Here is a 22,277-nt window from a genome sequence, read left to right as displayed (position 1 = left end):
TTCCTCTCCCGACGGCCCTGAAAGCAAGACGATGCGCGTATTCCTCGCCTCCATCCCGCTGGAGGCCGCAAAGGTCATCATCATCGGCGGCGGCGAGCCTGCGCTGGCCAAGCTGCGACTGTTCCTGAACACGCCGGCCGAGGTGGTCTGGTTCGCGCCCGACGGCGCGCCTGCACGGATCGAGACGCCCCTGGCGGCGCCCGAGCCGGTGTTGCGTTCGCCGGACGCAGCGGACCTCGAAGGCGCGCGTCTGGTCTTCATGGCGTTGCAAGACGCCGATGAGCTGGCGCGGCTGGGGGCCTTGGCGCGGGCCGCGGGCGCCCAGGTCAATGTTGTGGACCAGCCGGCGCTCAGCGATTTCCAGACCCCGGCCCTGATCGACCGCGACGAGGTGGTGATCGGCGTGGCGACCGGCGGCTCTGCGCCGATCCTGGCCCGCGACATCCGCACGGCCATCGAGGGCGTGCTGCCAGCCGGTTTGGCCAATGTGGCGCGGCTGGCGCGCGAGCTGCGCGACACGGTCAAGGCCAGCGTGCCGGACTTCATGGCGCGCCGACGGTTCTGGGAGAAGGCGTTTCGCGGGCCGTCCGCGACCCTGGCGGCGGAAGGTCGGACGGCCGAGGCGCGGCGCGAGATGCTGCGTCTGCTGAACGTGGCGGCGCCCGAACAGGGCGTGGTCCATATTGTTGGGGCCGGTCCGGGCGATCCCGAACTGCTGACGTTGAAGGCCCTGCGGGTGCTTCAGGACGCCGACGTCATCGTCCACGACCGGCTGGTCCCGGAGGCGGTGCTGGAGCGGGCGCGGCGCGACGCCAAACGCCTGTATGTCGGCAAGGCGCGCGGCGACCATTCCGTGCCTCAGGACCAGATCGAGGCCCTGATGATCGCAGAGGCCCGCGCCGGTCATCGCGTCGTACGCCTGAAGGGCGGCGATCCCTTCGTCTTCGGACGCGGCGGCGAGGAGTTGGAGGCCATGCGGGCGGCGGGCGTGCCGGCCTTCGTGGTGCCGGGCGTCACGGCGGCCCTGGCCTGCGCAGCGTCTGCGGGCATTCCCCTGACGCACCGCGATCACGCCCAGGCGGTCACCTTCGTGACGGCGCAGGCCAAGCCGGGCGGCGTCGACGCCGACTGGTCGCGCCTGTCCGCGCCGAACCACACCCTGGCCATCTATATGGGAACGGATCGCGCCGAGGAGACGGCGGCCAAGCTGATGGCCGCAGGGCGCGCAGGCTCGACGCCGGTGGCCGTGGTCGAGAACGGCAGCCGACCGGACGAGCGGGTTCTGACCGGCCGGCTGGACGGGCTGGGCGCCCTGGTTCGCGGGGCCAGTCTGACGGGGCCGGCCCTGCTGTTCGTCGGCGAGACGGCGGCCTTTTCGGCGGCGGTCGAGACCCGGACGGAGGCGGCGGCATGAAGATCGTCACCGCAAACCGCCTGTCGGACGGGCGCGTGATCTACGCCGGTGTCGACAACCAGCCGGTGGATCACATCGACCAGGCCTCCGTGCTGGACGAGGCGACGGCGGACATCGTCCTGACCGAAATCGCCGGGCGCCCGGACATCTTCGTCAATCCTTATGCCGTCGAGGTGGACGACCACACCCCGTCCGGCCGCGACCGGCTGAAGGAGCGAATCCGCTCGGCCGGACCGACCGTGGGCCACAGCGTCGCGGGAGGGGTGGGCTGATGTATCGCTATGACGAGTTCGACCATGCCCTGGTGCGCGAACGGGTCGAGGAGTTTTCCGATCAGGTGGCGCGACGCGCGTCCGGCGCCCTGACCGAGGACGAGTTCAAGCCGCTGCGGCTGATGAACGGCGTCTATCTGCAGCTTCACGCCTATATGCTGCGGGTCGCCATTCCTTACGGCGTGATGAGCAGCCGCCAGATGCGGCGGCTGGCCCATATCGCCCGCACCTATGACAAGGGCTACGGCCACTTCACCACGCGGTGCAACATTCAATACAACTGGCCGGCCCTGACCGACCTGCCGGCCATCCTGAGCGATCTGGCCGAGGTCGAGATGCACGCCATCCAGACCAGCGGCAACTGCATCCGCAACACCACGACGGACGTGTTCGCGGGCGCCGCCGACGACGAGATCGAAGACCCGCGCCCCTGGTGCGAGATCATCCGCCAGTGGTCGACCATTCACCCCGAGTTTTCCTTCCTGCCGCGCAAGTTCAAGATCGCGGTGATCGGCGCCGAAAAGGACCGGGCGGCGATCCGCACCCACGACGTCGGCCTGCAGATCGTCAAGGGCGAGGACGGCGGCACGGCCTTCCGCGTCTTCGTCGGCGGCGGGCAGGGGCGTCTGCCCCATATCGCGCAGGAGATCGCGTCGGCGGTCCCGGCGGCGGACCTGCTGGCCTATCTGACCGCCATCCTGCGGGCGTGGAACCTGCTGGGGCGCCGCGACAACATCCACAAGGCGCGGATCAAGATCCTGGTCGCCTCCCTGGGCATCGACGCCTTCCGCGAGGAGGTGGACAGGCACTACGCCACCCTGCGTCGCGAAGACCTGCGCGTGCCGGACGATGAGGTCGCGCGCATCCAGGCCTATTTCGCCCCGCCGCCCTTCGCCGATCTGCCCAAGACCAGCGCCCCGTTCGACCGCGCCCTGCTGGCCGACCCAGACTTCGCGCGGTTCGCCCGCAACAACGTGCGCCGTCATCGCCAGTCGGGCTACGCCTCGGTGGTGGTGTCGCTGAAGCCGGTCGGCGGCGTGCCCGGCGACATCACGGCGGACCAGATGGACGCCGTGGCGGACCTGGCCGAGCGCTATTCGTTCGACGAACTGCGCGCCGCCTATGAACAGAACCTGGTCCTGCCGCATGTGAAGCTGGGCGACGTGCCGACCGTGTGGCGGGCCTTGCATGAGGCGGGTCTGGCGACGGCCAATGCGGACCTGGCGACCGACGTCATCGCCTGCCCGGGACTGGACTATTGCAGCCTGGCCAACGCCCGGTCGATCCCGGTGGCCCAGGCCCTGTCCAAGCGGTTGGCCGACCTGGACTATCAGGAAGCGCTGGGGCCGGTTCGCATCAATATGAGCGGCTGCATCAACGCCTGCGGCCATCACCACGTCGGCCACATCGGCGTGCTGGGCGTCGATCGAAAGGGCGAGGAATATTATCAGATCACCGTCGGCGGCTCGCCCGACGAACAGGCGGCGCTGGGCGACATCGTGGGCAAGAGCCTGCCGTCGCAAGAGGTGGCGCCCGCCATTCAGCGGACGCTGGACCGCTATCTGCAAATCCGCACGGACGGCGAACGGTTCATCGACACGGTGCGCCGCGTCGGCCCCGATCCCTTCCGCGACGCCATCTATGAGACGCTCGATGCTGCAAACGCTTGAAGGGATTCAGAACGGGTTGCGCCTGTCGGTCACGACGCCGCTGGAAGAGGTCGAGGCGGCGGCTGCCCATGAGGATGTGCTGGTGCTGGAGTTCGACGCCTTTCGCGACGGGCGCGGCTTCTCGCTGGCGGCGGTGCTGCGCGAGCGGGGATACGCCGGGCGGTTGATCGCGGCCGGCAAGCTGCTGCCGGATCAGGCGCGGCATCTGCGGCGTTCTGGATTCGATGCGGTGGAGTTGTCGCCGGGAGCCGATGCGGATGTCTGGGGCCGGATGGATCAGGCGTTCAGCGGCGCCTATCAGCCCGCCGTCGATCCCGCGCCGACCATCTGGCGGCGCCGCCGCGCGGCCTCGAACGACCACGACCTGGAGGCGTTGGCCGAACGGCTGAACCACGAGACCGAGGGCAAGACGGCGGCTGAAATCGTCAAGGCGGCGCTGGACCCTGCGCTGAGGCTGCGGGTCGGGGCCATCTCGTCCTTCGGGGCGGAATCGGCGGCCCTGCTGCATATCATCGCCGATGAACGGCCCGAGACGCCGGTGGTGTTTCTGGAGACCGGCCAGCATTTCCTGCAGACCCTGTCCTATCGCACCCAACTGACCAAGGCGCTGGGCCTGACCGATGTGCGGCTGGTCACGCCCGATGCGAACGAGAAGGCGGCGCTGGACGCGCGCGACGACCTGTGGCGGACCGACGCCGACGCCTGCTGCGACCTTCGCAAGGTGCGGCCGCTGGCGCGGGCGACGGCGGGATTCAACGCCATCATCACCGGCCGCAAACGCTATCAGGCCGCCACGCGGGCGCGCCTGAAGCCGTTCGAGGTGCTGGACGGGGTGCTGCGGATCAATCCGCTGGCGAACTGGGACGCCGACGACGTCGAGACCTGGCTGGACGAGAACGACCTGCCGCGCCATCCGCTGGTCGAGCAGGGCTATGCCTCCATCGGCTGCTGGCCCTGCACCCGGGCGGTCCAGACCGGCGAGGACGCCCGCGCCGGGCGCTGGTCGGGTATGGACAAGGTCGAGTGCGGCATCCACCTAGGCAAACGGCAGGCCGCGGCCTGATCCGACCTTTTCGACCTCGCCTGAAAGCTTCAACGTGTCCGTCACGCCTACCGTCATCGACCTGATCGGCAATACGCCGCTGGTGCGCCTGAACCGCCTGTCCGACCAGACGGGGTGCGAAATCCTGGGCAAGGCCGAGTTCTTGAACCCCGGCGGCTCGATCAAGGACCGCGCCGCCCTGTCCATCGTTCAGACCGCGCGGGCGTCGGGCGCGCTGAAGCCTGGCGGGACCATCGTCGAGGGGACGGCCGGCAACACCGGCATCGGCCTGGCCCTGGTCGGGGCGGCCCTGGGCCATCCGGTGGTGATCGTCATTCCCCGCACCCAGTCGGAAGAGAAGAAGTCCGCCATCCGTTCGCTGGGCGCGCGCCTGGTCGAGGTGGACGCCGCGCCGTTTTCCAGCCCCAACCATTTCGTCCACTATTCCGGGCGTCTGGCGGCCGAGTTGAACGACAGCGAGGAGGCCGGAGCCATCTGGGCTAATCAGTTCGACAACACGGCCAACCGCGACGCCCACTACGGCGCCACCGGCCCGGAAATCTGGGCGCAGACGGAGGGTAAGGTGGACGCCTTCGTCTCGGCCGTCGGGTCAGGCGGCACCATCGCCGGGGTTTCGGCCTATCTGCGCGAGCAGAAGCCGGACGTGACCATCGCCCTGGCCGATCCGGCGGGCGCGGCCATGTTCAACTGGTTCAACAAGGGCGAGATGACCGGCGAAGGGTCGTCGATCACCGAAGGCATCGGCGTGGCCCGGATCACCGGCAATCTGGAAGGGTTCCGCCCCGACCACGCCTATCGGATCGAGGACGCCGAGTTCCTGCCGCTCCTGTTCGACCTGGTGAAGCACGAAGGCCTGTCGCTGGGCGGATCGGCCGGGGTGAACATCGCCGGGGCCGTGCGGCTGGCCAGGGAGATCGGGCCGGGCAAGACCATCGTCACCTGCCTGTGCGACCCCGGATCGCGCTATGCGTCCAAACTATTCAATCCGGCCTTCCTGCGGTCCAAGGGATTGCCGGAGCCGGACTGGGCGTGAACCCATCGTCTCCTCCCCATGAAATGGGGAGGGGGACCGCGAAGCGGTGGAGGGGCTCTTGAAGTTCCACTGAAGCTTGTGATGCGGTGCAGAACCCCTCCGTCTCTTCGCTGCGCTACGAGCCACCTCCCCGCAAGGCGGGGAGGAGACAGGTTCACCTACTTCGCCTTCTGCTCGGCGATCCACCTATCCATGCGCTGGTCCAGCAGCGCCAGCGGCAGGGGGCCTTCGGTCAGCAGGGCGTCGTGGAAGGTGCGGACGTTGAACTTCGGCCCCAGTTCCCGCTCGGCCCGTTCGCGGATCTCGCGCAGGCGGATTTCGCCGATCTTGTAGGCCGTGGCCTGACCGGGCCAGCCGATGTAGCGCTGAAGCTCGGTCTCGATGTTGTGGGGCGCAAGCGCCGAGTTGTCGCGGAAACAGGCGCGGGCCTGGTCCTCGGTCCAGCCCATCCAGTGCAGGCCGGTGTCGGCGACCAGGCGACAGGCGCGCCACATCTCGTAGGACAGGCGGCCGAACCGCTCATAGGGCGTGCGGTAGAAGCCCATCTCCTCGCCCAGATATTCCGCATACAGGCCCCAGCCCTCGGTGAAGGCGGTGACATTGGCCTGACGCCGGAAATAGGGCTGGCCGGCGGCCTCCTGCTGCAGGGCGATCTGGATGTGGTGGCCCGGCACGGCCTCATGCAGGGTCAGGGCGGGCAGTTCATAGAGCGGGCGCTGATCCAGCTTGGACGTGTTGACGATGTAATGGGCCGCCACGCCGTTCTGCATCGACCCGCCGTTGTAGCGGCCGGTGGTATAGTTCTCCTCGATCTGCGGCGGCACGGGCTGCACGTCATAGGGCAGGCGGGGCAGGGTGGCGAACAGGGCCGGCAGGCCGCCGTCGGCGCGCTTGGCCATTTCCGACGCCTTCTCCAGCAACTGTTCGCGGCTGGTCGCATAGAATTGCGGATCGGTGCGCAGGAAGGCCAGGAAGCCGGCGAAATCGCCGGTCCAGCCCGACGCCTTCATCTCCACCTCCATGCGGGCGCGAATGCGGGCCACCTCGTCCAGGCCGATCCGGTGGATCTGATCCGGCGTCAGGTCGGTGGTGGTGTGGCCGCGCACCAGATAGGCGTAGAGCGCCTTGCCGCCGGGGCGATCGCCGATGCCGGGTTCGACCGGCGCCTTGGGCAGGTAGTCGGTCTCAAGGAAGGTCAGCAAGGCCCGGCGGGCCGGGACGATGACGGCGGCCACGGCGGCGGCGCCCTCGGCCGTCAGTCGATCCTTTTCGGCCTGAGGCACGGTCGCGGGCAGGGTGGCGAAGGGTTTCAGCAGCGGTTCGGCGTCGGGCGCGATGGCCACGTCGTTGCGGGCCAGGGCGACGGCGCTTTGCGTGACCGACCGCGCCTGGACCATGCCGGTGTCCAGGCCGCGCCGCGCATTGTCGGTGGTCTGGGCGTAGATGTCGCCGAAGCCGCGTATGCGCTGGATATAGCGCTCGGCCTCCGCGACCGAGTTCAGCCGCGTGCCGCCGCCGACGTAAAGCGCCCACGTCCCCGGCCCGCCCTCGCTGTCGAAGGCCAGCCGACCGGTGTCGTAATCCAGCCCCTCGATGCTGCGTTTCAGGCTGTAGAGCAGGAAGGCGTGGTTGATGGCGCCGGCGTGGGAAAGACTTGCCGGGTCGATGGCGTCGAGCCGCCGCACGAACCCTTCCAGCGGTGCGCGCTGGGCCAGTTCGAAGGCGCGGCTCAGGTCCGGGACCCGGCCCATGGCCTCCACATCGCCCTCGCCGCTGGCCGAGAAGGGATCGACCGCCTTCAGATAGGTCTCGTAATCGGCGACCACGGCGTTCAGCGCCGCGTCCGCAGCGGCGGGCGCTACGGCCGGCGGCGTCTGGGCCAGCACCAGGGTCGGCGACGCCGCCGCGATCAGGGCCGCCAAGGCCAGCTGAGACATCTTCATCGGTGCGCCCCTCCAGTGCAGGGCGCAGTGCAAGCCGAGCCGCGTCGCGGCGTCAACCGCAGACGGTGAAGAACTGTTCGATCCCGGCCTTGGCCGTCGGATGGGCGACATAAAGTTCACGCACGTCGTCCGCCCAGGCGGCGATCCAGCCCAGGCGACGGAACCGCAGGAACACCGGGTCTTTGGTCTTGGCGCGGGCGGTCAACAGTTCGCCTTCGTGGACAACGGCCGGTTCCGACGTGGCGGCGTAGCGTTCGGTGTCGCCGCCGGATTCCAGATGGATTTCACGCGCGGGCTTCTCGCTGGCCGCCGTGATCTCCAGCGCGCCGGAGCCCGCTTGGCAGAGCAGATGCAGCTTCACCTCGTCGCTGTTGGCCACGCCATAGGCCAGGCTGACCTCCCGCCCGTCGCGGTTCATGAACCAGTCCAGACCGGCCGTGGCGACGGGCTCGCCCTGGGCGGCGGCCATGCCTGCCGCAGGGGCGGGGGCGTGGGTGGCGCAGGCGGCCAGGGCCGAAACGGCCATCAGGGCGGGGATCAGGCGGGACAGACGCATGGCGACCTCTCTTATCCGGCGCAGCGGTCGGCGAAGCGACGCAGCTTGGCCAGATGGGGGCGTTCGACCGTGATGGTCCGGGCGTCGGTTCCGACGGCGATGGTCATGCGGCCGTCGGCGACGAAGGCGGTGAAGGCGGGGTGATCGACCGGGATGGCGGTCTCCAGCTTGCCGCCGCGCCCGACCCGCGCCTCGCTGGCGGCGGTGGTCCCGCCGGCGGTGATGCGGGCGAAGCCGGCCGTCGCCGGCTCGCCATAGACGGAGATGGTCACGGCGCCCGAGCCGGCCTGGCATTGGAAGGTGGAGCGAAGTTCGGCCGTGTCGGGAATGTCGTTGGCCAGCACCAGCGGGCCTTCGCCTTCGTACAGGCTCCAGGTCCAGCCGCTGGCAGGCGCGGCCTGGAGCGCCAGGGCCATCAGGGCCGAAGCGATAAGGGTCATGCGTCAGCCCCCGCCGACGACGCGCATCGTCGCGTCGCGCCCAGTGTCGCCACACCGGCGCTTATCCGCAAGAGACCAGACAGCCGCAATCCTCCCCACAGGCCTTCAGCAGAACGGAACGCGGTTATCCGCAGACGGTTCAAACCGGCCTGTCCGGTCAGAACGGGCTGAACCGTTCGACCAGAGCCTGACCCACCGGCGGGGCCTGGACGCGGCTGACGTCGCCCCGGCCGCCGTAGGAGATGCGGGCCTCGGCGATCTGGGTGTGGTTGATGGCGTTGGCGGACGAAATGTCCTCGGGCCGCACGATGCCGGCGACGGTCAGTTCGCGGACCTCGCGGTTGGTGCGCACTTCCTGCCGACCCTGGATGACCAGATTGCCGTTGGCCAGAACGTCGGTCACGACGGCGGCGATGGTCAGCGAGACCTTTTCGGCGCGGTTGACGGTGCCGGTTCCGGTGGATTTGGACGCCCCGTCCATGCCGACCATGTTCGATGGATCGAACCCGCCGGGGAAGGCGCGGCCCAGGCTGCTTTCCAGGCCGAACAGGTGCGAGACGCCGCCGGAGATGTTGTTCGAACGCGACCGCTGGGTCGAGTTCTGGGTCTGGGCGCGGTCGTCGATGTCGATCTTGACCGTCAGGATGTCGCCGACGTGGCGGGCGCGCTGATCGCCGAAGAAGGTGCGGGCGCCGGCGCGCCACAGGCTGTTGGAACTGGCGGCGGCGTCGGGCGCCGGCAGATAGGCCTGCTGCACCGGCACCAGGGCGGCGGGATAGCCGATGGGCGCCAGTTCGGGGCCGCGCACCGTCTCGGCGACAGTGGAGCAGGCGGCCAGGGGGGCGACGGCGGCGAGGGTCAGAAGGATCTTGCGCATGACGAGGTTTCCCTAGCGGGCGGCGAATTGTTGAGGGGCGGCGCGTGCGGCGTCGGCGGCCGGGCCGGCGACGGCCTGGCCGGGACCGGAGGCCACGGCGTCGATGACGCGGTTGGAGGTGGTGTTCATGATGGCGACGGGTTCGCCCAGGCCGGCGCTGCGCATGGCCTTGCCCATGACGGCCAGGTTCACGCCGCCGACCTGATAGGTGACGCGCACCATGTCGTTGCGGGCGATGATCTGCTGGGCGGCGGCGGGCCGATAGGCGGCGCGGGCGACGGGCTGGACGGCGGCAGGGGCGGCGGCGGTTTCCGCCATGCCCTGGACCGGCGCCTCGGCGCGGCGCACGGCGACGCGGCGCAGGCCGTTGGGATTGGCCCAGTCCAGACCGGCCTGACGGGCCTGGGCCTGAAGCTGGCCGGCCTCCAGCACGACCGAGGGGCCGACGCGCTGGGCCACCACGACGTCGGCGGCGGACCCGGCGCCCTCGAACAGGTCGCCTAGAGTGACGCGGCCGTCGTCGTCGACCGGATTGGCGCGCAGCACGACCGGTCCGGCCAAGGCCGCGCCGGCGAAGGCGCTGGCGGCGGCTGCGAGGATCAGGGTGCGGGTCAGGCGCATGGCTCAGCTCTTCACTTGCGAGGCGACCGACAGCATCTGGTCGGCGGTGCTGATGACCTTGGAGTTCATCTCATAGGCGCGCTGGGCCACGATCAGGGCGCTGATCTCCGACACCGCATCCACGTTCGACGCCTCGGTGTAGTTCTGCAGCACCTGACCGAAGCCCGCGTCGCCGGGCGTGCCGACGATGGCGGGGCCCGAGGCGGCGGTTTCCAGCAGCAGGTTGTCGCCGATGGCTTCCAGGCCCGCCTCGTTGAAAAAATTGGCCAGTTCGATCTGGCCCACCGTGGTCGGGGCGGGCTGGCCGGCCTGCGTCACCTGGACCAGGCCGGTCTTGGAGATGGTCAGTTTGGTGGTGTCCTGCGGGATGGTGACGGCCGGCTCCAGCAGATAGCCGTCGTCGGTGACCATCTGGCCCTCCGGGTTGACCTGAAGGTTGCCGGCGCGGGTGTAGGCCTTCTCGCCCGAGGGCAGGCTGATCTGGAAATAGCCCTTGCCGTCGATGGCCATGTCGTAGGGGTTGCCGGTGGCCTGGGGCGTGCCCTGTTCGGTGACGCGATAGACCGCCCCGGCCTTGACGCCCGCGCCGATCTGGATGCCGGTCGGAACCACGGTGCCGGCGCTGGAGGACTGGGCCCCCATCCGTTCGACGTTCTGATAGAGCAGGTCCTGGAACTCGGCGCGCTGCTTCTTGAAGCCCACCGTGTTCATGTTGGCGATGTTGTTGGAGATGACCTCGACGTTCAGCTGCTGAGCAGCCATGCCCGAGGCGGCGGTGCGGAGTGCGCGCATCTTTGGGGCTCCCTTTACGCGGCCTTGCCGAGGCGCTCGACGGCGCGGCGGCTAAGGTCGTTGGTGTTGTCGATCATGCGCGACACGCTTTCGTAGACGCGGCTGATCTCGACCAGATTGGTGATCTCGACTAGCGGATTGACGTTGGAGGATTCCAGCGACCCTTGGTGGATCTGGGCGTCCGTCGCCTCGATCGGCTGGGTGTTGGAGCGGTTGCGATAAAGGCTGTCGCCGCCCTTTTCGAGCACGCCCAGGGTATCGAACCGCACGACCGAAAGACGGCCGGTGACCTGGCCCTGCTGGGTGATGGTGCCGTCCTCGCCGACGCTGGGGGCGCCCAGGTTGGGGTCCAGCACGATCTCGGCGCCGCCGCCCAGAACCGCCTGGCCCTGTTTGGTGGTCAGCTTGCCTTCGGGGTCCAGGGTGAAGGCCCCGTCGCGGGTGTAGGCCTGGCCGTTCACCCCGTCGCGCACGGTGAAGAAGGCGCCTTCGCCCGAGATGGCGAAGTCCAGGCCCCGGCCCGTCTGCTGCATCGCGCCCTGGCCGAAGTCGCGGCCCACGCCGTTGTCCAGCACGAAGCTGGCCGAGGGCTTGATCGAATCGTTGCGGGCGCGCTTGCCCACCTCGGCGCTGACCATCAGCTGCTCGACCTTGAAGCCGGTGGTGTTGGCGTTGGCGACGTTGTTGGCCACGATGTCCAGTTCGCGACGCAGCGTCATCTGCCGTGACAGTCCGATATAGGCGGCGTTTTCCACGAGAGGCGTGCTCCTTCGCCAATCCCCCTCGCAACGGCCGTGCCAACAGGGTTAATCCAGGCGCAATGCGGGTTTCAGCGTCGTAGACCCCCGGACGACCCGGCAAATCCTGCCCATCGTAAACGTCGCGTTAACCAAAACCGGCCGATCCTGACGGTGAGAGAGTCTCCGGGGCGCGCGCATGTTCAAGTTTGGCAAGAAGAAGGGTGATCCGGCCGCGGACGCCAATCTGCCTGCCGTCAAGGAGGGCGAGGCCGCTGTCGAAGGCGACGACGCCGCCGCGCCCAAGAAGAAGAAACTGCCGCTGCTGTTCATCATCGCGCCTGTGGCGCTGCTGGTGCTGGGCGGCGGCGGGGCCGCCGCCTTCTTCATGCTGAAGCCCAAGCCCGCCGAGGCGCATGGCGCGGCGGCCGAGGGCGAGGCCGAACACGGCGCCGAAAAGACCGACAAGAAGGAAGAGAAGAAGGGCGGCGGCCATGGAGGCGGCGGCAAGGAGGGCGAGGCCGATCCGTCGCTGGGCGTTATCTCGGCCGGGCCGGACGGCGTGACCTTCTACACCCTGCCGGACATGGTCATGAACATTCAGTCGGCCGACGGCCGGCCGACCTTCCTGAAGCTGAAACTGACGCTGGAGATGCACGACGCCGGGGTGGCGAGCCACCTTCAGGAAGAGATGCCGCGCCTGCAGGACATGTTCACCGGCTTCGTGCGCGAACTGCGGCCCGAGGATCTGAGCGGCTCGGCCGGCACCTATCAGCTGCGGGCCGAAATCCTGCGTCGCGTCAATCTGATCGCCGCGCCGGGCAAGGTGGACGCCGTGCTGATCGAAGAAATGCTGGTGCAATAGGCATGAGCGACGCGGCGCAACTGGACCCGTTCGGCGGCCTGGGCGATCCCGGCGACGCCCTGTCCGAACGGGTGCTGAACCAGGACGAGATCGACAGCCTGCTGGGCTTCGATCTGGGCGACGACGACGGCGCCGAACGTTCGGGCATCCGCGCCATCATCAACTCGGCGCTGGTGTCCTACGAACGCCTGCCGATGCTGGAGATCGTGTTCGACCGCCTGGTGCGGTTGATGACCACGTCCCTGCGCAACTTCACCTCCGACAACGTCGAGGTGTCGCTGGACAACATCTCTTCGATCCGGTTCGGCGACTATCTGAACTCCATCCCCCTGCCGGCGATCCTGGCGGTGTTTCGCGCCGAGGAGCTGGACAACTACGGCCTGCTGACGGTCGATTCCAACCTGATCTATTCGATCGTGGACGTGCTGCTGGGCGGGCGCCGGGGCACCGCCGCCCTGCGCATCGAGGGCCGCCCCTACACCACCATCGAGCGCGTCCTGGTGCAGCGGATGGTCGAGGTGGTGCTGAACGACGCCCGTCAGGCGTTCGAGCCGCTGACCCCGGTCCACTTCAACCTGGACCGGCTGGAGACCAATCCCCGCTTCGCCGCCATCGCCCGGCCGGCCAACGCCGCCATCCTGATCAAGCTGCGGATCGACATGGAGGATCGCGGCGGCCGGATCGAGCTGCTGCTGCCCTATGCCACGCTGGAGCCGATCCGCAAGATGCTGCTGCAGCAGTTCATGGGCGAGAAGTTCGGCCGCGACAACATCTGGGAAGGCCACCTGGCCACCGAGATGTGGACCACCGAGACCGAGGTCCGCGCCGTGCTGGACGAGCAGCAGATGCCGCTGTCCAGCGTGTTGAACCTCAAGGTCGGCGACACCCTGATGCTGAACGCCACGCCGGATTCGGAGGTGTCGATCCGCGCTGGCTCCATCCCCCTGACCACCGGCCGCATGGGCCGCAAGGGTCAGCATATCGCCGTGCGCGTGGAAGGGCCGGTCAACCCGGAGACCGCCGCCCGCCTAGGAGGAGGTCTCTGATGGTCGGAATGATCATGGACGCGGTGCTGATGCTGCTGCTGGTCGCGGCGGTCGGTTACGGGGTCAAGCTGGAACGCAAGCTGTCGGCCCTTCGCGCCGGTCAACTGGCCTTCGCCCAGGCGGTGACCGACCTGAACGCCGCCGCCGGCCGGGCCGAGAACGCCCTGGCGACCCTGCGCGCCTCGGGCCAGGAGACGGACCTGCTGCACGACCGCATCATCAAGGCGCGCGAGGTCAAGGCGCAGCTGGAGACCCTGATCGCCCGCGCCCCGGCGTCGGCCGCCGCGCCCGTCCGCGTCGCCGAGGAAGAGCTGTCGCTGCGGGTCGAACCGGCCCGCCGCACGCCTGCCCCTGCGCCGGTCGCCCCGTCCACGGAGGACGAGGCGCGCGCCGAGCGGATGGCGGCCCTGGCCGAGCGCATCCAGGGCCTGACCGGCCCGGCCACCACCCGCCGCGCCGCCGCCGCCGCGCCGACCGGACGCGACAATGTCGCCGCCATCGTCCAGGCCCTGACGGCCGGCCGGTCCGCTAACCATTCCGCCAAACAAAGCCTCAACGCCGCGCGTCGTAATCTCGACGACGACCTGTTCGCCGCCTGAGTTCGGAACCCGATTAAATGGCCCGCATCCCCCGCCTTCTGCCCCTGATCGCCATCGCCATCGGCGGGGTGGTCGCCGTGCGCGCCGTGGGCGTGGCGCCGGGCCTGTTCGACGGGGCCAAGGCCTGGGCCGAGGAGGCGGCGCCCGCCGTCGCCGGGGCGCCCAAGCCCGCCCTGCCGGGAACCTGCGCCGCCCTGTCGCCGGAACAGCTGGCCCAGCAGGCCGGGATATCGCCGGCCGAGCTGAAGATCATCCAGTCGCTGTCGCAGCGCCGCGCCGCCCTGGATGCGCGCGATCAGGACTTCGCCACCACCCTGCCGCTGATGGTGGCCGCCGAGCAGAAGCTGGACGCCAAGATCCAGGCCATGACCGCCCTGAAGGCCGAGATGAGGCAGATGCTGGGCCAGGTGGACGAGCGCGAGAAGGCCGAGATCGACCGGCTGGTCCAAGTCTATTCGGCCATGCGGCCCAAGGAGGCCGCCCCGGTCATGGCCACGCTGGAGGACCGGGTGCGCCTGCCCGTCGCCGCCGCCATGCGCCCGCGCACCCTGGCCGCCATCATGGCCCAGATGACGGCCCCGCAGGCCCGCGAGCTGACCGAGAAGCTGGCCGCCCGCTTCCAGGCGCAGCAGATGGCAGCCCGCGCCGCCGCCGCCGAAGGCGCGACCCCGCCCGCCGCCGCCCCGACGCCCGCACCGACCCCGGCGGCCGCGACGCCCGCCGCCGCTCCGACCACGACGCCGGCGGCCAAACCCGCCGCGACCCCGGCCGCCCGGCCGACGCCCCGCCCGGCTGCGACACGCCCGGCCCAGCGCCCGGCGACCCCGCCCGCGCGCCGTCCCGCCGTCGCCGCGACGCCGCCCGCCGCCGGGCCTCAGGCCTATCAGCCCTCGAACGCCGCCAACGCCCAGCCGCGCCAGACGGTGCAGTAAGGGCGCGGCGCCGACCACGCTTTCGGTTGGCATCCGCGTCGGGCGCCGCTATCACCGCGCCTTTCCGAGACCCCAGGCCCGCATCATGACCGACACGCCCCCCGACCGTCTCTCGGTCGATCCGTCCAGCCCCCATCACGACGCCGAGGTTCTTCAGCGCGGCGTGGGCATCCGCTTCAAGGGCGAGGAGAAGACCAACGTCGAGGAATATTGCGTGTCCGAGGGCTGGGTGCGCCTGGCGCTGGGCAACCGCGTGGACCGCAAGGGCAAGGCCCTGACCGTCAAATTGCAGGGGCCGGTCGAACCCTATTTCCAGAACGGCTGACACTGAATAGGGTCCGGGCCTTCGCGTCCAGGAGCCCGTTCCCATGTCCCGTCGTCTGATGACCGCCAGCGCGCTCGCGCTGGGCCTCGCCGCCTTTACGCCCCTGGCGCACGCCCAGGACGCCGCCGTGGTTCAGCAGGCCATCGTGGTGCGCGACGCGGCCATGCGCTCCAACATCGCGCTGGACTATGTCACCCAGCTGACCACCCGCTTCGGCGCCCGCCCGGCAGGCTCCAGGTCCGAACAGAACGCCGCCGCCTGGGCCGCCGACTATCTGCGCGCCAACGGCTTCCAGAACGTGCGGATCGAAGAGTTCCCGCTGGTGGGCTGGGAGCGGGGCGAAAGCTCGGCCGCCATCGTCGGCGACCACGCCCAGGCCCTGGTCGCCGCCGCGCTGGGCCATTCGCCCGCCACGCCGCGCGGCGGGGTCGAGGCCGAGATCGTGCGCTTCGCCTCTATGGAGGACCTGCAGGCCGCGCCCGACGCCGCCGTGCGCGGCAGGATCGTCTATGTCGATCTGGGCCAGATGCACGCCATGCAGGACGGTTCGGGCTATGGTCCCCAGACCCGTGTGCGCGGCGCCGGCCCCGGCGTGGCGGCGGCCAAGGGGGCGGCGGCCTTCATCATGCGCTCGGTCGGCTCGGACGAGAACCGGATGCCCCACACCGGCACCACCCGTTATGTGGACGGCAAGCCGACCATCCCCGCCTTCGCCCTGGCCGCGCCCGACGCCGATCAGGTCAGCCGCCTGGTCGCCCTGGGCCAGCCGGTGCGGATGCGCCTGACCTCGACCGCCCGCACCTATCAGACCCACAGCCAGAACGTGATCGGCGACCTGCCCGGCGCGACCCGGCCCGATGAGATCATCGTCCTGGGCTCGCACATGGACAGCTGGGACCTGGGCACCGGGGCCATCGACGACGGGGCGGGGGGCGCCATCACCATCGCCGCCGCCAAGGCCATCGCCGACAGCGGTCGCCGCCCGGCGCGCACCCTGCGCGTGATCTTCTACGGCTCCGAGGAAGTGGCCCAGCCCACGGCCCAGACCGGCAACGGCGGCGCCGTTTATGCCCGCGCCCAGGGTGCGGCGCTGGACAAGCACATCATCGCCGGCGAGAGCGATTTCGGCGCCGACCGCGTCTACGCCCTGCGCCTGCCCGCCGGCGCGCAAGGCTCGGACTTCCAGAAGGCGGCGACCCGCGTCCTCTATCCCATCGGCGTCCTGGCCTCGGATCGGGTCGAGACCGAAGGCGGCGTGGACGTCGGCCCGATGGGACCGCTAGGCGTGCCCTTCTTCGGCCTGGCCCAGGACGGAACCCGCTATTTCGACCTGCACCACACCGCCAACGACACCCTGGACAAGATCGACCCGGCGCAACTGAGCCAGAACGTCGCCGCCTGGGCCGGCCTGCTGTGGCTGATCGCCGATTCCGACGTCGACTTCCGCGCCATGAAGCCGGCCACCCCGGCCTCTACCACGCCCGCGCGCTAGATCGCTTGGAGACCCGGTCCGGTTCTGTCTATACGAGCCGGACCAGCACGCGGGCGTGGCGAAACTGGTAGACGCAGCAGACTTAAAACCCACTACCGTAGATTTACGTATCTAAATCAATGGGTTAGGAGGAGTAGAGACTTACACATGCCTTACACAGTTGCCGTGAGCGGCAAGGAGGTCATGTGTCGGAGTCTCACTCCCTCATGGATGGAAAGCTCCATGTGTACCGTCGCGAGAACAGCCGCTTCTGGCAGTGCGCGACGTACCTGAGCGGTCGCAACTATCGTCAGTCGACGAAGGAAACGAACATCGCCTACGCGCGAGAGTTCGCCCGAGACTGGTATCTCGATCGCGTAGCCGAGGACCGGTTGCGGAGGCACGGCGTGTTGCCGACGACTCCAAATTCGATGGTCGTAATTCCGGAGCGGATCGCCCCGCGCCGAAGCGGCGAGAAGACATTCCGCGAGGCTGCCGCGGCGTTCGAGAAGGAGTACGCGGCGATGACGCTGGGCGAGCGCAACGCTCAGTACGTCGCGAGCAAGGGTAGGGTGATCCGGCTCTATCTGAACCCGTTCTTCGGCGACCTGCCGATCTCCGAGGTCTCTGCAGGTCGGATTCAGGACTATCGGCTTCAGCGGGTTACACCTCCCGAGGAGCCACAGCGGGTGCGCTTCGTCTCAGACGGTCGGGAGCGGATCGGCAAGGCCAAGGCCTGGAAGCGTCCGAGCCGGCAGACGCTCCACAACGAGATGGTCTGCCTCCGACAGATCCTGAAGAGCGCCAACCGCAAGGGTTGGATTTCGGCCCTCCCCGATATGAGCAACCCCTATCGGACGTCCGGGAAGATCAGCCATCGGGCCTGGTTCTCCCCCGAGGAATACAAGCGGCTCTACGAAGCGACGCGGGAGAGGGCAAAGAACCCGAAAAAGGAACGGTGGCGCGAGGAGTGCGAGCAGTTCCACGACTTCGTCCTGTTCATGGTCAACACCGGCCTTCGTCCCGACGAGGCGCAGCGTCTTGAGTTCAGGGACGTCTCCATCGTCGAGGACGAGGCCACCGGCGAACGGATCTTGGAGATCGAAGTCCGGGGAAAGCGGGGCGTCGGGTACTGCAAGAGCATGCCGGGCGCCGTGCGTCCCTTCGAGCGGGTCCTGAAGCGCAAGAACGGCCAGCCGACCGATCTGGTTTTCGGACTGGTCCAGCGCGAGCTCCTGAACGCCATCCTGGACGAACTCGGGCTCAAGAAGGACCGGGACGGCAAGCCGCGAACTGCCTACAGCCTGCGGCACACCTACATCTCGATGCGACTAATGGAGGGGGCGGACATCTACCAGGTGGCCAAGAACTGCCGGACCAGCGTGGAGATGATCGAGAAATACTACGCCTCGCACATCAAGAACGTGCTCGACGCCTCGGCGATCAACGTCCGCAAGGCGAAGCCGGCCAAAGGGCGGGCAGGGACGGCTCAGGCGGCGAAGGTCGACTGACCTTGGCGATAGCGGCCGAACGCGGCTATAGAGCCGGTTCGGCTCGCGGGCGTGGCGAAACTGGTAGACGCAACGGACTTAAGCTGAGGATTGAGTGCGCCGGGGGAAATCCCGGACGTAGAACCGCTCAAAGTCGGGGAACCCTGTCAAATGGCGATCCCGAGCCAAGCCCGTCTCTCGACGGGAAGGTGTAGAGACTAGACGGGCGGCGTCTAAGGCCTTCGGGCTATGACGAAGGGATAGTCCAGACCACGAACGCCCTGGGGCGGCGGCGAAAGTCGAAGTGGTATGAAAATCCGTCGGGCTTTGCCCATGCCGGTTCGACCCCGGCCGCCCGCACCAACCCGAATTCGATGAACGCTGCGCCTTGAACTGGTGGTGTCCGGTTCCGATGTCTCAGGCCCCCCTGAGAACGGAGAATAAGAAACCATGGGAGAAGCCCGCACGCCGCTGTTCGCCTACGTCGATGAATCCGGAAACACCGGAAGGAACATCTTCGACACGGCGCAGCCCGATTATTACACCGCCGCCCTGGTCAGCCGGGGCGACTTCGACCGGAACTACGGCGACAAGGTCCGGGCCATCGCCGGGAGGGTTGGCGCTACCGCCATCCACGCGAACGAGCTCGGTCTCGGGCGACTGGAAACGATCGCTGACGACCTGCTCCGGTTGCTGCATCGCGCCGGAGCGACCTTCTTCGTCTCGAGGGTCGAGAAGAAGTACCTGCTGGCGACCAAGATGTTCGACACCCTGTTCGATTCCGGGGAGAACGCCGCCGTCCCGTGGCACGCCTATAATCTGAAGCCGCTCAAGATCATCGGAGCGTTCAAGCTCGCCGGCGTCATCACCGATGATATCGCCCGGGATTTCTGGAAGTGCCTGCTGATGCCCAAGGAAGCGGACGCGCGCGCAGCGCTTCCGCCGATCTGCGAGGCGATCAAGGCCCGGCTCGACATCCTGCCCGATGCGCGTTCGCGCGAGTTGCTGGGGCAGGGGCTGCACTGGATCATCGCTCACCCGGAGTGCGTCCAGTTCGCCACCGAGCAGAAGCTCGCCAAACAAGGCCACTTCCCCAATCTGGTGGCCTTCGCGAACCTTCTGGAAGGGCTCCAGTCCATGTCCAGCCGCCTGAACAAGAAGATCGCGTCGATCATCCACGATGAGCAGAACGAGTTCGGCCGTACGCTGAGCTCCTGGCACGGTCTGTTTTCCAACGCCTCGCCGGATGTCATCGAATGGGCTGGCGAGCGATACTCCCTGCAGCGGGCTCCGGGCAGTCTCTTCGTCATGAAGCCCGACGATCAGAGCGCCGGCATCCAGATGGCTGACGTCGCACTCTGGCTTTACGGTCAGTGGCTGAAGGGGAAGGACCTGCCGGAGAACTGCGAGCGTCTGCTGCTCTTTATCCTCGCCAACGGCTGGCACAACGACTTCTCCTTCAAGGGGGTCGAACACTCGCTGCTCAATCAGTTCGGAGAGGTGATGTTCGGCGACATGCCTGAAGAGAAGCTGGAAGCGGGTCGAGCGCTTGTGAAGATGAGCGAAGAACGTCGCGTCGCGTCGATGGAACAGTACGAAATCGACGGACTGCCGCCGTTCATGCGAACTCCGCCGCCAGGCGTTGCCACGGCCGGGCCGGCGGCGCCGCTGGCTCAAGGTTAGCACCCGTCGCAAGGTCGGGGTCGGTCGGCTTCCGGATGAAGCCGTCGACCCCAGACGCCACGTCGAAAGCAGTTCGTCCGAACGTCGTCCTGCATCGCGCGGGGGAGGACGCCGCCGCCGACTCCGCCTAGTCGCAGGTCATGACCCACGACGAACTCGACCAGGCCCTCGACCGCATGTTCGCCGAGGCGGCTTCGCCAGACCAGCAGCCCGGCGCCGTGACGGTGCAGACGGACGACTGGTTGGGCCCTCTGTCGACGGTCAAGGCGACCTGCGCCACCCTGCATGACGGGCTTCGGTACCGCGAGATCCGGATCCTCGTGTCGTCGCACTTCGAGACGAAGCTGCTTTCGCGGGCGGAGGCCGGGGAGAGAGGCGACCCCTATCGCGATCTCAGGGCGCGCACGCCGGAGGACTCGCGCGCTCCCGCCTAGTGAATCGAGGCCGGGGCGGCGCCGCCGCTTTCGGAGCTCATGACGAGGCTGTCGACCATCAGGTCGATCTCCGCATGGAGCTCGCTGACATCCTGGCCTTCGAACCGCGCCTGGGCGGCTTCGCGCCAGGCGATCCGAAGCAGGTCGCGGGCGGCCTCGGGAGCGAGATCGTCAAGATAGATCAGGCCGCGTTCGGCCAGGATCCGGCGCGCGACCTCGCCCGCCCGTTCCGCCAGCTCGTCATAGAGGGCCGTTTCCTCGGCGGTGAACTCATCGGCCACGGCGATCCTTTCGTGACGGCGAATGGGGGACGGGCCTGGAACTTCTGTGAGGAAGCCCGGGGTTTCAGAACCGGCCGCCGCCGACGTCAGGGACGTCCCCCGGCTCCCGGTCGGTCCCTATCGTTCCGGAACCCGTCAGCGGCCAGCCTACAGGCTCGCCGCCCCGGCGCAATCGACGCGGATCGCCGCGAATGACGCATCGCGGGAATCGGTTCGATGCGATAGGCGAGACCGCCGGACCGCGACCGACCTTGCGCCCGGCAGCGGTCCCGCGCCGACCCGCCGTCGGCCGGGCCGCACCCTTCACCGCGAGGCCCCCGTCATGAAATCCCTGATCGCCCTCACCCTCTCGGCCGCCCTCCTGTCGGGCTGCATCGGCATGACGCCGCCCCGCGACGGCGGTAGCCTCAAGATCGCCAGCTGGAATATGGAGCATCTGGCCGAACGGGACGGGGAGGGCTGCAGCCCACGCACCGGGGCGGACTACGCCCGTCTGCGGGCGCACGCCTCGGCCCTCGGGGCCGACGTGATCGCCTTCCAGGAGGTGCAGAACCGGGCCGCCGCCGAGCGGGTGTTCGACCCGGCGCTCTACGACGTGGTCATGTCCGGCCGTCCGGCCAGCACGCGCAGCGGCGAGTGCCGCGGGCGTCCGGGACTTTACATTCAGAATCAGGCCGTCGGCTTCGCCATCCGCAAGGGCGTGCCCTGGACTCGCAACCCCGACCTCAGCGCCCTGGCCCTTGGTAACCCCGATCTGCGCTGGGGCGTGGATGTCACCGTGTCGCGCGGACGGCCGGTCCGGCTCCTGGCGGTGCATCTGAAGTCTGGCTGCAACTCCGGCCGCGAGCCGACCGACCCTGACTGCCCCGTGCTCTTCGACCAGCTGCCGGTGCTGGAAGGATGGACCGAGGCGCGCGCTCGCGAGGGGACGGCCTTCGTCGTGCTGGGTGACTGGAACCGTCGTCTCGCCAGCCGCAACGACGCCTTCCTGGCGGACCTGAACGACGGCGACCCCGGGGGTTCGACCCTGAACCTGACCTCGGGCGACCGGTCGGCGGGCTGCAAGGCGCGGTATCGCGAATACATCGACTTCATCGCCACGGGCGTCGCCGCGACCGCCCGGATCGAGCCGGGGTCCTTCGAGGAATATGTCTACGGTGGTGTGCCCGAGGCCGAGCACCCGTCGGACCACTGTCCGATCTCGGTGCGGATCGCGGGCTGACACACGGGTAGCACGTCCTGAACGCTCGCCGCCGCCTGCTGACAATCAGATCCTCAGCTTCGACCAATCCACCTTGCCCAGATCGTTGTCGAACCAACTCAGCTCGACGCCGAGAGGCAGCGACTGACCATCCTGGAGCAGAACGTGCTCCGGCACGTCGGCGGCCAGGACAGTTTTGGTAAGATAGTTGTCAGCCTGATCGTGCGCGTCGCGTAGGCCGATTGCGACGCTGTTGATCTGAGCCGGCGTGGATCCGGCGACCAAAAAGTGCTGACGGGGGAGTTGAGCGCCCGCTGCGGTCAGAATGATCCGGGCGTAGCAGGCGGGTCGGGCGGGGGATGCAGCGGTGGTCATCTCGGCACTCCGTGTGGGCCGCAATCGGCGAAGGGACATCACCCTAACCGCTGATTCGGCTGGCCGAACCGCGATCGCATGCCTCTGAAGATCTAAGGGCTCCGCCCTCGCGCGGGCCAGGGTGAAGCGGCTTCGCCGCCGGATCGGCCGGTCTCCC

General features: G+C 68.6%; 24 protein-coding genes. 15 read left to right on the top strand and 9 right to left on the bottom strand.

All coding sequences use genetic code 11. From position 1 onward, the window contains the following. The first annotated feature begins 31 nt into the window (after positions 1 to 31). The 5 genes from cysG to B3Z70_RS14700 are packed head-to-tail and all read left to right on the top strand — an operon-like array spanning position 32 to position 5,452. The gene (gene cysG / locus B3Z70_RS14720) at positions 32 to 1,414 is read left to right on the top strand and encodes a siroheme synthase CysG (RefSeq protein WP_292021091.1); all 1,383 of its coding nucleotides are present in this window, start codon (positions 32 to 34) and stop codon (positions 1,412 to 1,414) included. Continuing rightward, complete coding sequence (locus B3Z70_RS14715) at positions 1,411 to 1,686, top strand: DUF2849 domain-containing protein (protein ID WP_292021093.1); 276 nt, start codon at positions 1,411 to 1,413, stop codon at positions 1,684 to 1,686. The genes cysG and B3Z70_RS14715 overlap by 4 nt, the downstream gene beginning before the upstream one ends. Further along, positions 1,686 to 3,356 carry a nitrite/sulfite reductase gene (locus tag B3Z70_RS14710; protein ID WP_292021095.1) on the top strand — a complete coding sequence of 557 codons (1,671 nt, stop codon included), beginning with the start codon at positions 1,686 to 1,688 and terminating at the stop codon, positions 3,354 to 3,356. The genes B3Z70_RS14715 and B3Z70_RS14710 overlap by 1 nt, the downstream gene beginning before the upstream one ends. After that, positions 3,340 to 4,419, top strand: a complete 1,080-nt coding sequence (locus B3Z70_RS14705) for a phosphoadenylyl-sulfate reductase (RefSeq protein WP_292021097.1) — start codon at positions 3,340 to 3,342, stop codon at positions 4,417 to 4,419. The genes B3Z70_RS14710 and B3Z70_RS14705 overlap by 17 nt, the downstream gene beginning before the upstream one ends. Positions 4,420 to 4,453: 34 nt before the next feature. Continuing rightward, the gene (locus B3Z70_RS14700) at positions 4,454 to 5,452 is read left to right on the top strand and encodes a cysteine synthase A (RefSeq protein ID WP_292021099.1); all 999 of its coding nucleotides are present in this window, start codon (positions 4,454 to 4,456) and stop codon (positions 5,450 to 5,452) included. Positions 5,453 to 5,610: 158 nt separating this feature from the next. On the opposite strand, the gene B3Z70_RS14695 is transcribed toward B3Z70_RS14700, so the two are convergent. The 7 genes from B3Z70_RS14695 to flgF all read right to left on the bottom strand — a co-directional run bounded on the left by B3Z70_RS14695 (position 5,611) and on the right by flgF (position 11,436). Then, positions 5,611 to 7,395 carry a DUF885 domain-containing protein gene (locus B3Z70_RS14695; protein ID WP_292021101.1) on the bottom strand — a complete coding sequence of 595 codons (1,785 nt, stop codon included), beginning with the start codon at positions 7,393 to 7,395 and terminating at the stop codon, positions 5,611 to 5,613. 52 nt (positions 7,396 to 7,447) lie between these two features. Then, positions 7,448 to 7,951 (bottom strand): hypothetical protein, encoded by a 504-nt coding sequence (locus B3Z70_RS14690; RefSeq protein WP_292021102.1) that lies wholly within the window; start codon positions 7,949 to 7,951, stop codon positions 7,448 to 7,450. Between the two features lie 11 nt (positions 7,952 to 7,962). Then, on the bottom strand, positions 7,963 to 8,391 hold the full coding sequence (locus B3Z70_RS14685; protein ID WP_292021104.1) for a hypothetical protein: 429 nt from the start codon (positions 8,389 to 8,391) through the stop codon (positions 7,963 to 7,965). 157 nt (positions 8,392 to 8,548) lie between these two features. Continuing rightward, complete coding sequence (flgH, locus tag B3Z70_RS14680) at positions 8,549 to 9,268, bottom strand: flagellar basal body L-ring protein FlgH (protein WP_292021106.1); 720 nt, start codon at positions 9,266 to 9,268, stop codon at positions 8,549 to 8,551. Between the two features lie 12 nt (positions 9,269 to 9,280). Then, positions 9,281 to 9,889 (bottom strand): flagella basal body P-ring formation protein FlgA, encoded by a 609-nt coding sequence (locus B3Z70_RS14675; RefSeq protein WP_292045811.1) that lies wholly within the window; start codon positions 9,887 to 9,889, stop codon positions 9,281 to 9,283. 3 nt (positions 9,890 to 9,892) lie between these two features. Further along, on the bottom strand, positions 9,893 to 10,681 hold the full coding sequence (gene flgG / locus B3Z70_RS14670) for a flagellar basal-body rod protein FlgG (RefSeq protein WP_248118777.1): 789 nt from the start codon (positions 10,679 to 10,681) through the stop codon (positions 9,893 to 9,895). A 14-nt stretch (positions 10,682 to 10,695) separates the two neighbouring features. Then, a complete protein-coding gene (gene flgF / locus B3Z70_RS14665; RefSeq protein ID WP_292045810.1) occupies positions 10,696 to 11,436 on the bottom strand; it encodes a flagellar basal-body rod protein FlgF in 741 nt (246 codons plus the stop codon). Positions 11,437 to 11,617: 181 nt separating this feature from the next. Here flgF and B3Z70_RS14660 point away from each other — a divergent pair, with 181 nt between their 5' ends. The 9 genes from B3Z70_RS14660 (at position 11,618) to B3Z70_RS14620 (ending at position 20,263) form a co-directional block, all read left to right on the top strand. Further along, positions 11,618 to 12,283, top strand: coding sequence for a flagellar basal body-associated FliL family protein (locus tag B3Z70_RS14660; RefSeq protein WP_292021438.1), 666 nt, complete (start codon positions 11,618 to 11,620; stop codon positions 12,281 to 12,283). Positions 12,284 to 12,285: 2 nt separating this feature from the next. Next, a complete protein-coding gene (gene fliM, locus B3Z70_RS14655) occupies positions 12,286 to 13,329 on the top strand; it encodes a flagellar motor switch protein FliM (RefSeq protein ID WP_292021441.1) in 1,044 nt (347 codons plus the stop codon). After that, positions 13,329 to 13,928, top strand: a complete 600-nt coding sequence (locus B3Z70_RS14650) for a DUF6468 domain-containing protein (RefSeq protein ID WP_292045809.1) — start codon at positions 13,329 to 13,331, stop codon at positions 13,926 to 13,928. Before fliM ends, B3Z70_RS14650 begins: the two co-directional genes overlap by 1 nt. Before the next feature lie 17 nt (positions 13,929 to 13,945). Further along, a complete protein-coding gene (locus B3Z70_RS14645; RefSeq protein ID WP_292045808.1) occupies positions 13,946 to 14,860 on the top strand; it encodes a MotE family protein in 915 nt (304 codons plus the stop codon). An 85-nt stretch (positions 14,861 to 14,945) separates the two neighbouring features. Next, the gene (locus B3Z70_RS14640) at positions 14,946 to 15,185 is read left to right on the top strand and encodes a DUF3297 family protein (RefSeq protein WP_087119764.1); all 240 of its coding nucleotides are present in this window, start codon (positions 14,946 to 14,948) and stop codon (positions 15,183 to 15,185) included. 43 nt (positions 15,186 to 15,228) lie between these two features. After that, positions 15,229 to 16,677: a M20/M25/M40 family metallo-hydrolase gene (locus B3Z70_RS14635; protein WP_292023899.1), complete on the top strand. Its 1,449-nt coding sequence runs from the start codon at positions 15,229 to 15,231 to the stop codon at positions 16,675 to 16,677. A 224-nt stretch (positions 16,678 to 16,901) separates the two neighbouring features. Then, positions 16,902 to 18,167, top strand: a complete 1,266-nt coding sequence (locus B3Z70_RS14630; protein WP_292023901.1) for a site-specific integrase — start codon at positions 16,902 to 16,904, stop codon at positions 18,165 to 18,167. Between the two features lie 429 nt (positions 18,168 to 18,596). After that, on the top strand, positions 18,597 to 19,829 hold the full coding sequence (locus B3Z70_RS14625) for a DUF3800 domain-containing protein (RefSeq protein WP_292023902.1): 1,233 nt from the start codon (positions 18,597 to 18,599) through the stop codon (positions 19,827 to 19,829). 140 nt (positions 19,830 to 19,969) lie between these two features. Then, the gene (locus B3Z70_RS14620; RefSeq protein WP_291834843.1) at positions 19,970 to 20,263 is read left to right on the top strand and encodes a hypothetical protein; all 294 of its coding nucleotides are present in this window, start codon (positions 19,970 to 19,972) and stop codon (positions 20,261 to 20,263) included. On the opposite strand, the gene B3Z70_RS14615 is transcribed toward B3Z70_RS14620, so the two are convergent. Beyond that, positions 20,260 to 20,544 carry a hypothetical protein gene (locus B3Z70_RS14615; protein WP_291834840.1) on the bottom strand — a complete coding sequence of 95 codons (285 nt, stop codon included), beginning with the start codon at positions 20,542 to 20,544 and terminating at the stop codon, positions 20,260 to 20,262. The genes B3Z70_RS14620 and B3Z70_RS14615 overlap by 4 nt on opposite strands. A gap of 322 nt (positions 20,545 to 20,866) precedes the next feature. Between B3Z70_RS14615 and B3Z70_RS14610 the strand changes: the two genes are divergently transcribed. Next, positions 20,867 to 21,766, top strand: a complete 900-nt coding sequence (locus B3Z70_RS14610; RefSeq protein WP_291834837.1) for an endonuclease/exonuclease/phosphatase family protein — start codon at positions 20,867 to 20,869, stop codon at positions 21,764 to 21,766. Positions 21,767 to 21,811: 45 nt separating this feature from the next. On the opposite strand, the gene B3Z70_RS14605 is transcribed toward B3Z70_RS14610, so the two are convergent. Further along, positions 21,812 to 22,120, bottom strand: a complete 309-nt coding sequence (locus B3Z70_RS14605; protein WP_291834834.1) for a hypothetical protein — start codon at positions 22,118 to 22,120, stop codon at positions 21,812 to 21,814. Positions 22,121 to 22,277: the final 157 nt, after the last annotated feature.

The organism is Brevundimonas sp. UBA6550, from assembly GCF_002434505.1.
GTDB lineage: Bacteria > Pseudomonadota > Alphaproteobacteria > Caulobacterales > Caulobacteraceae > Brevundimonas.
The sequence above is the reverse complement of the archived record's forward strand: the minus strand, read 5'-3'. Positions and strand labels throughout refer to the sequence as shown.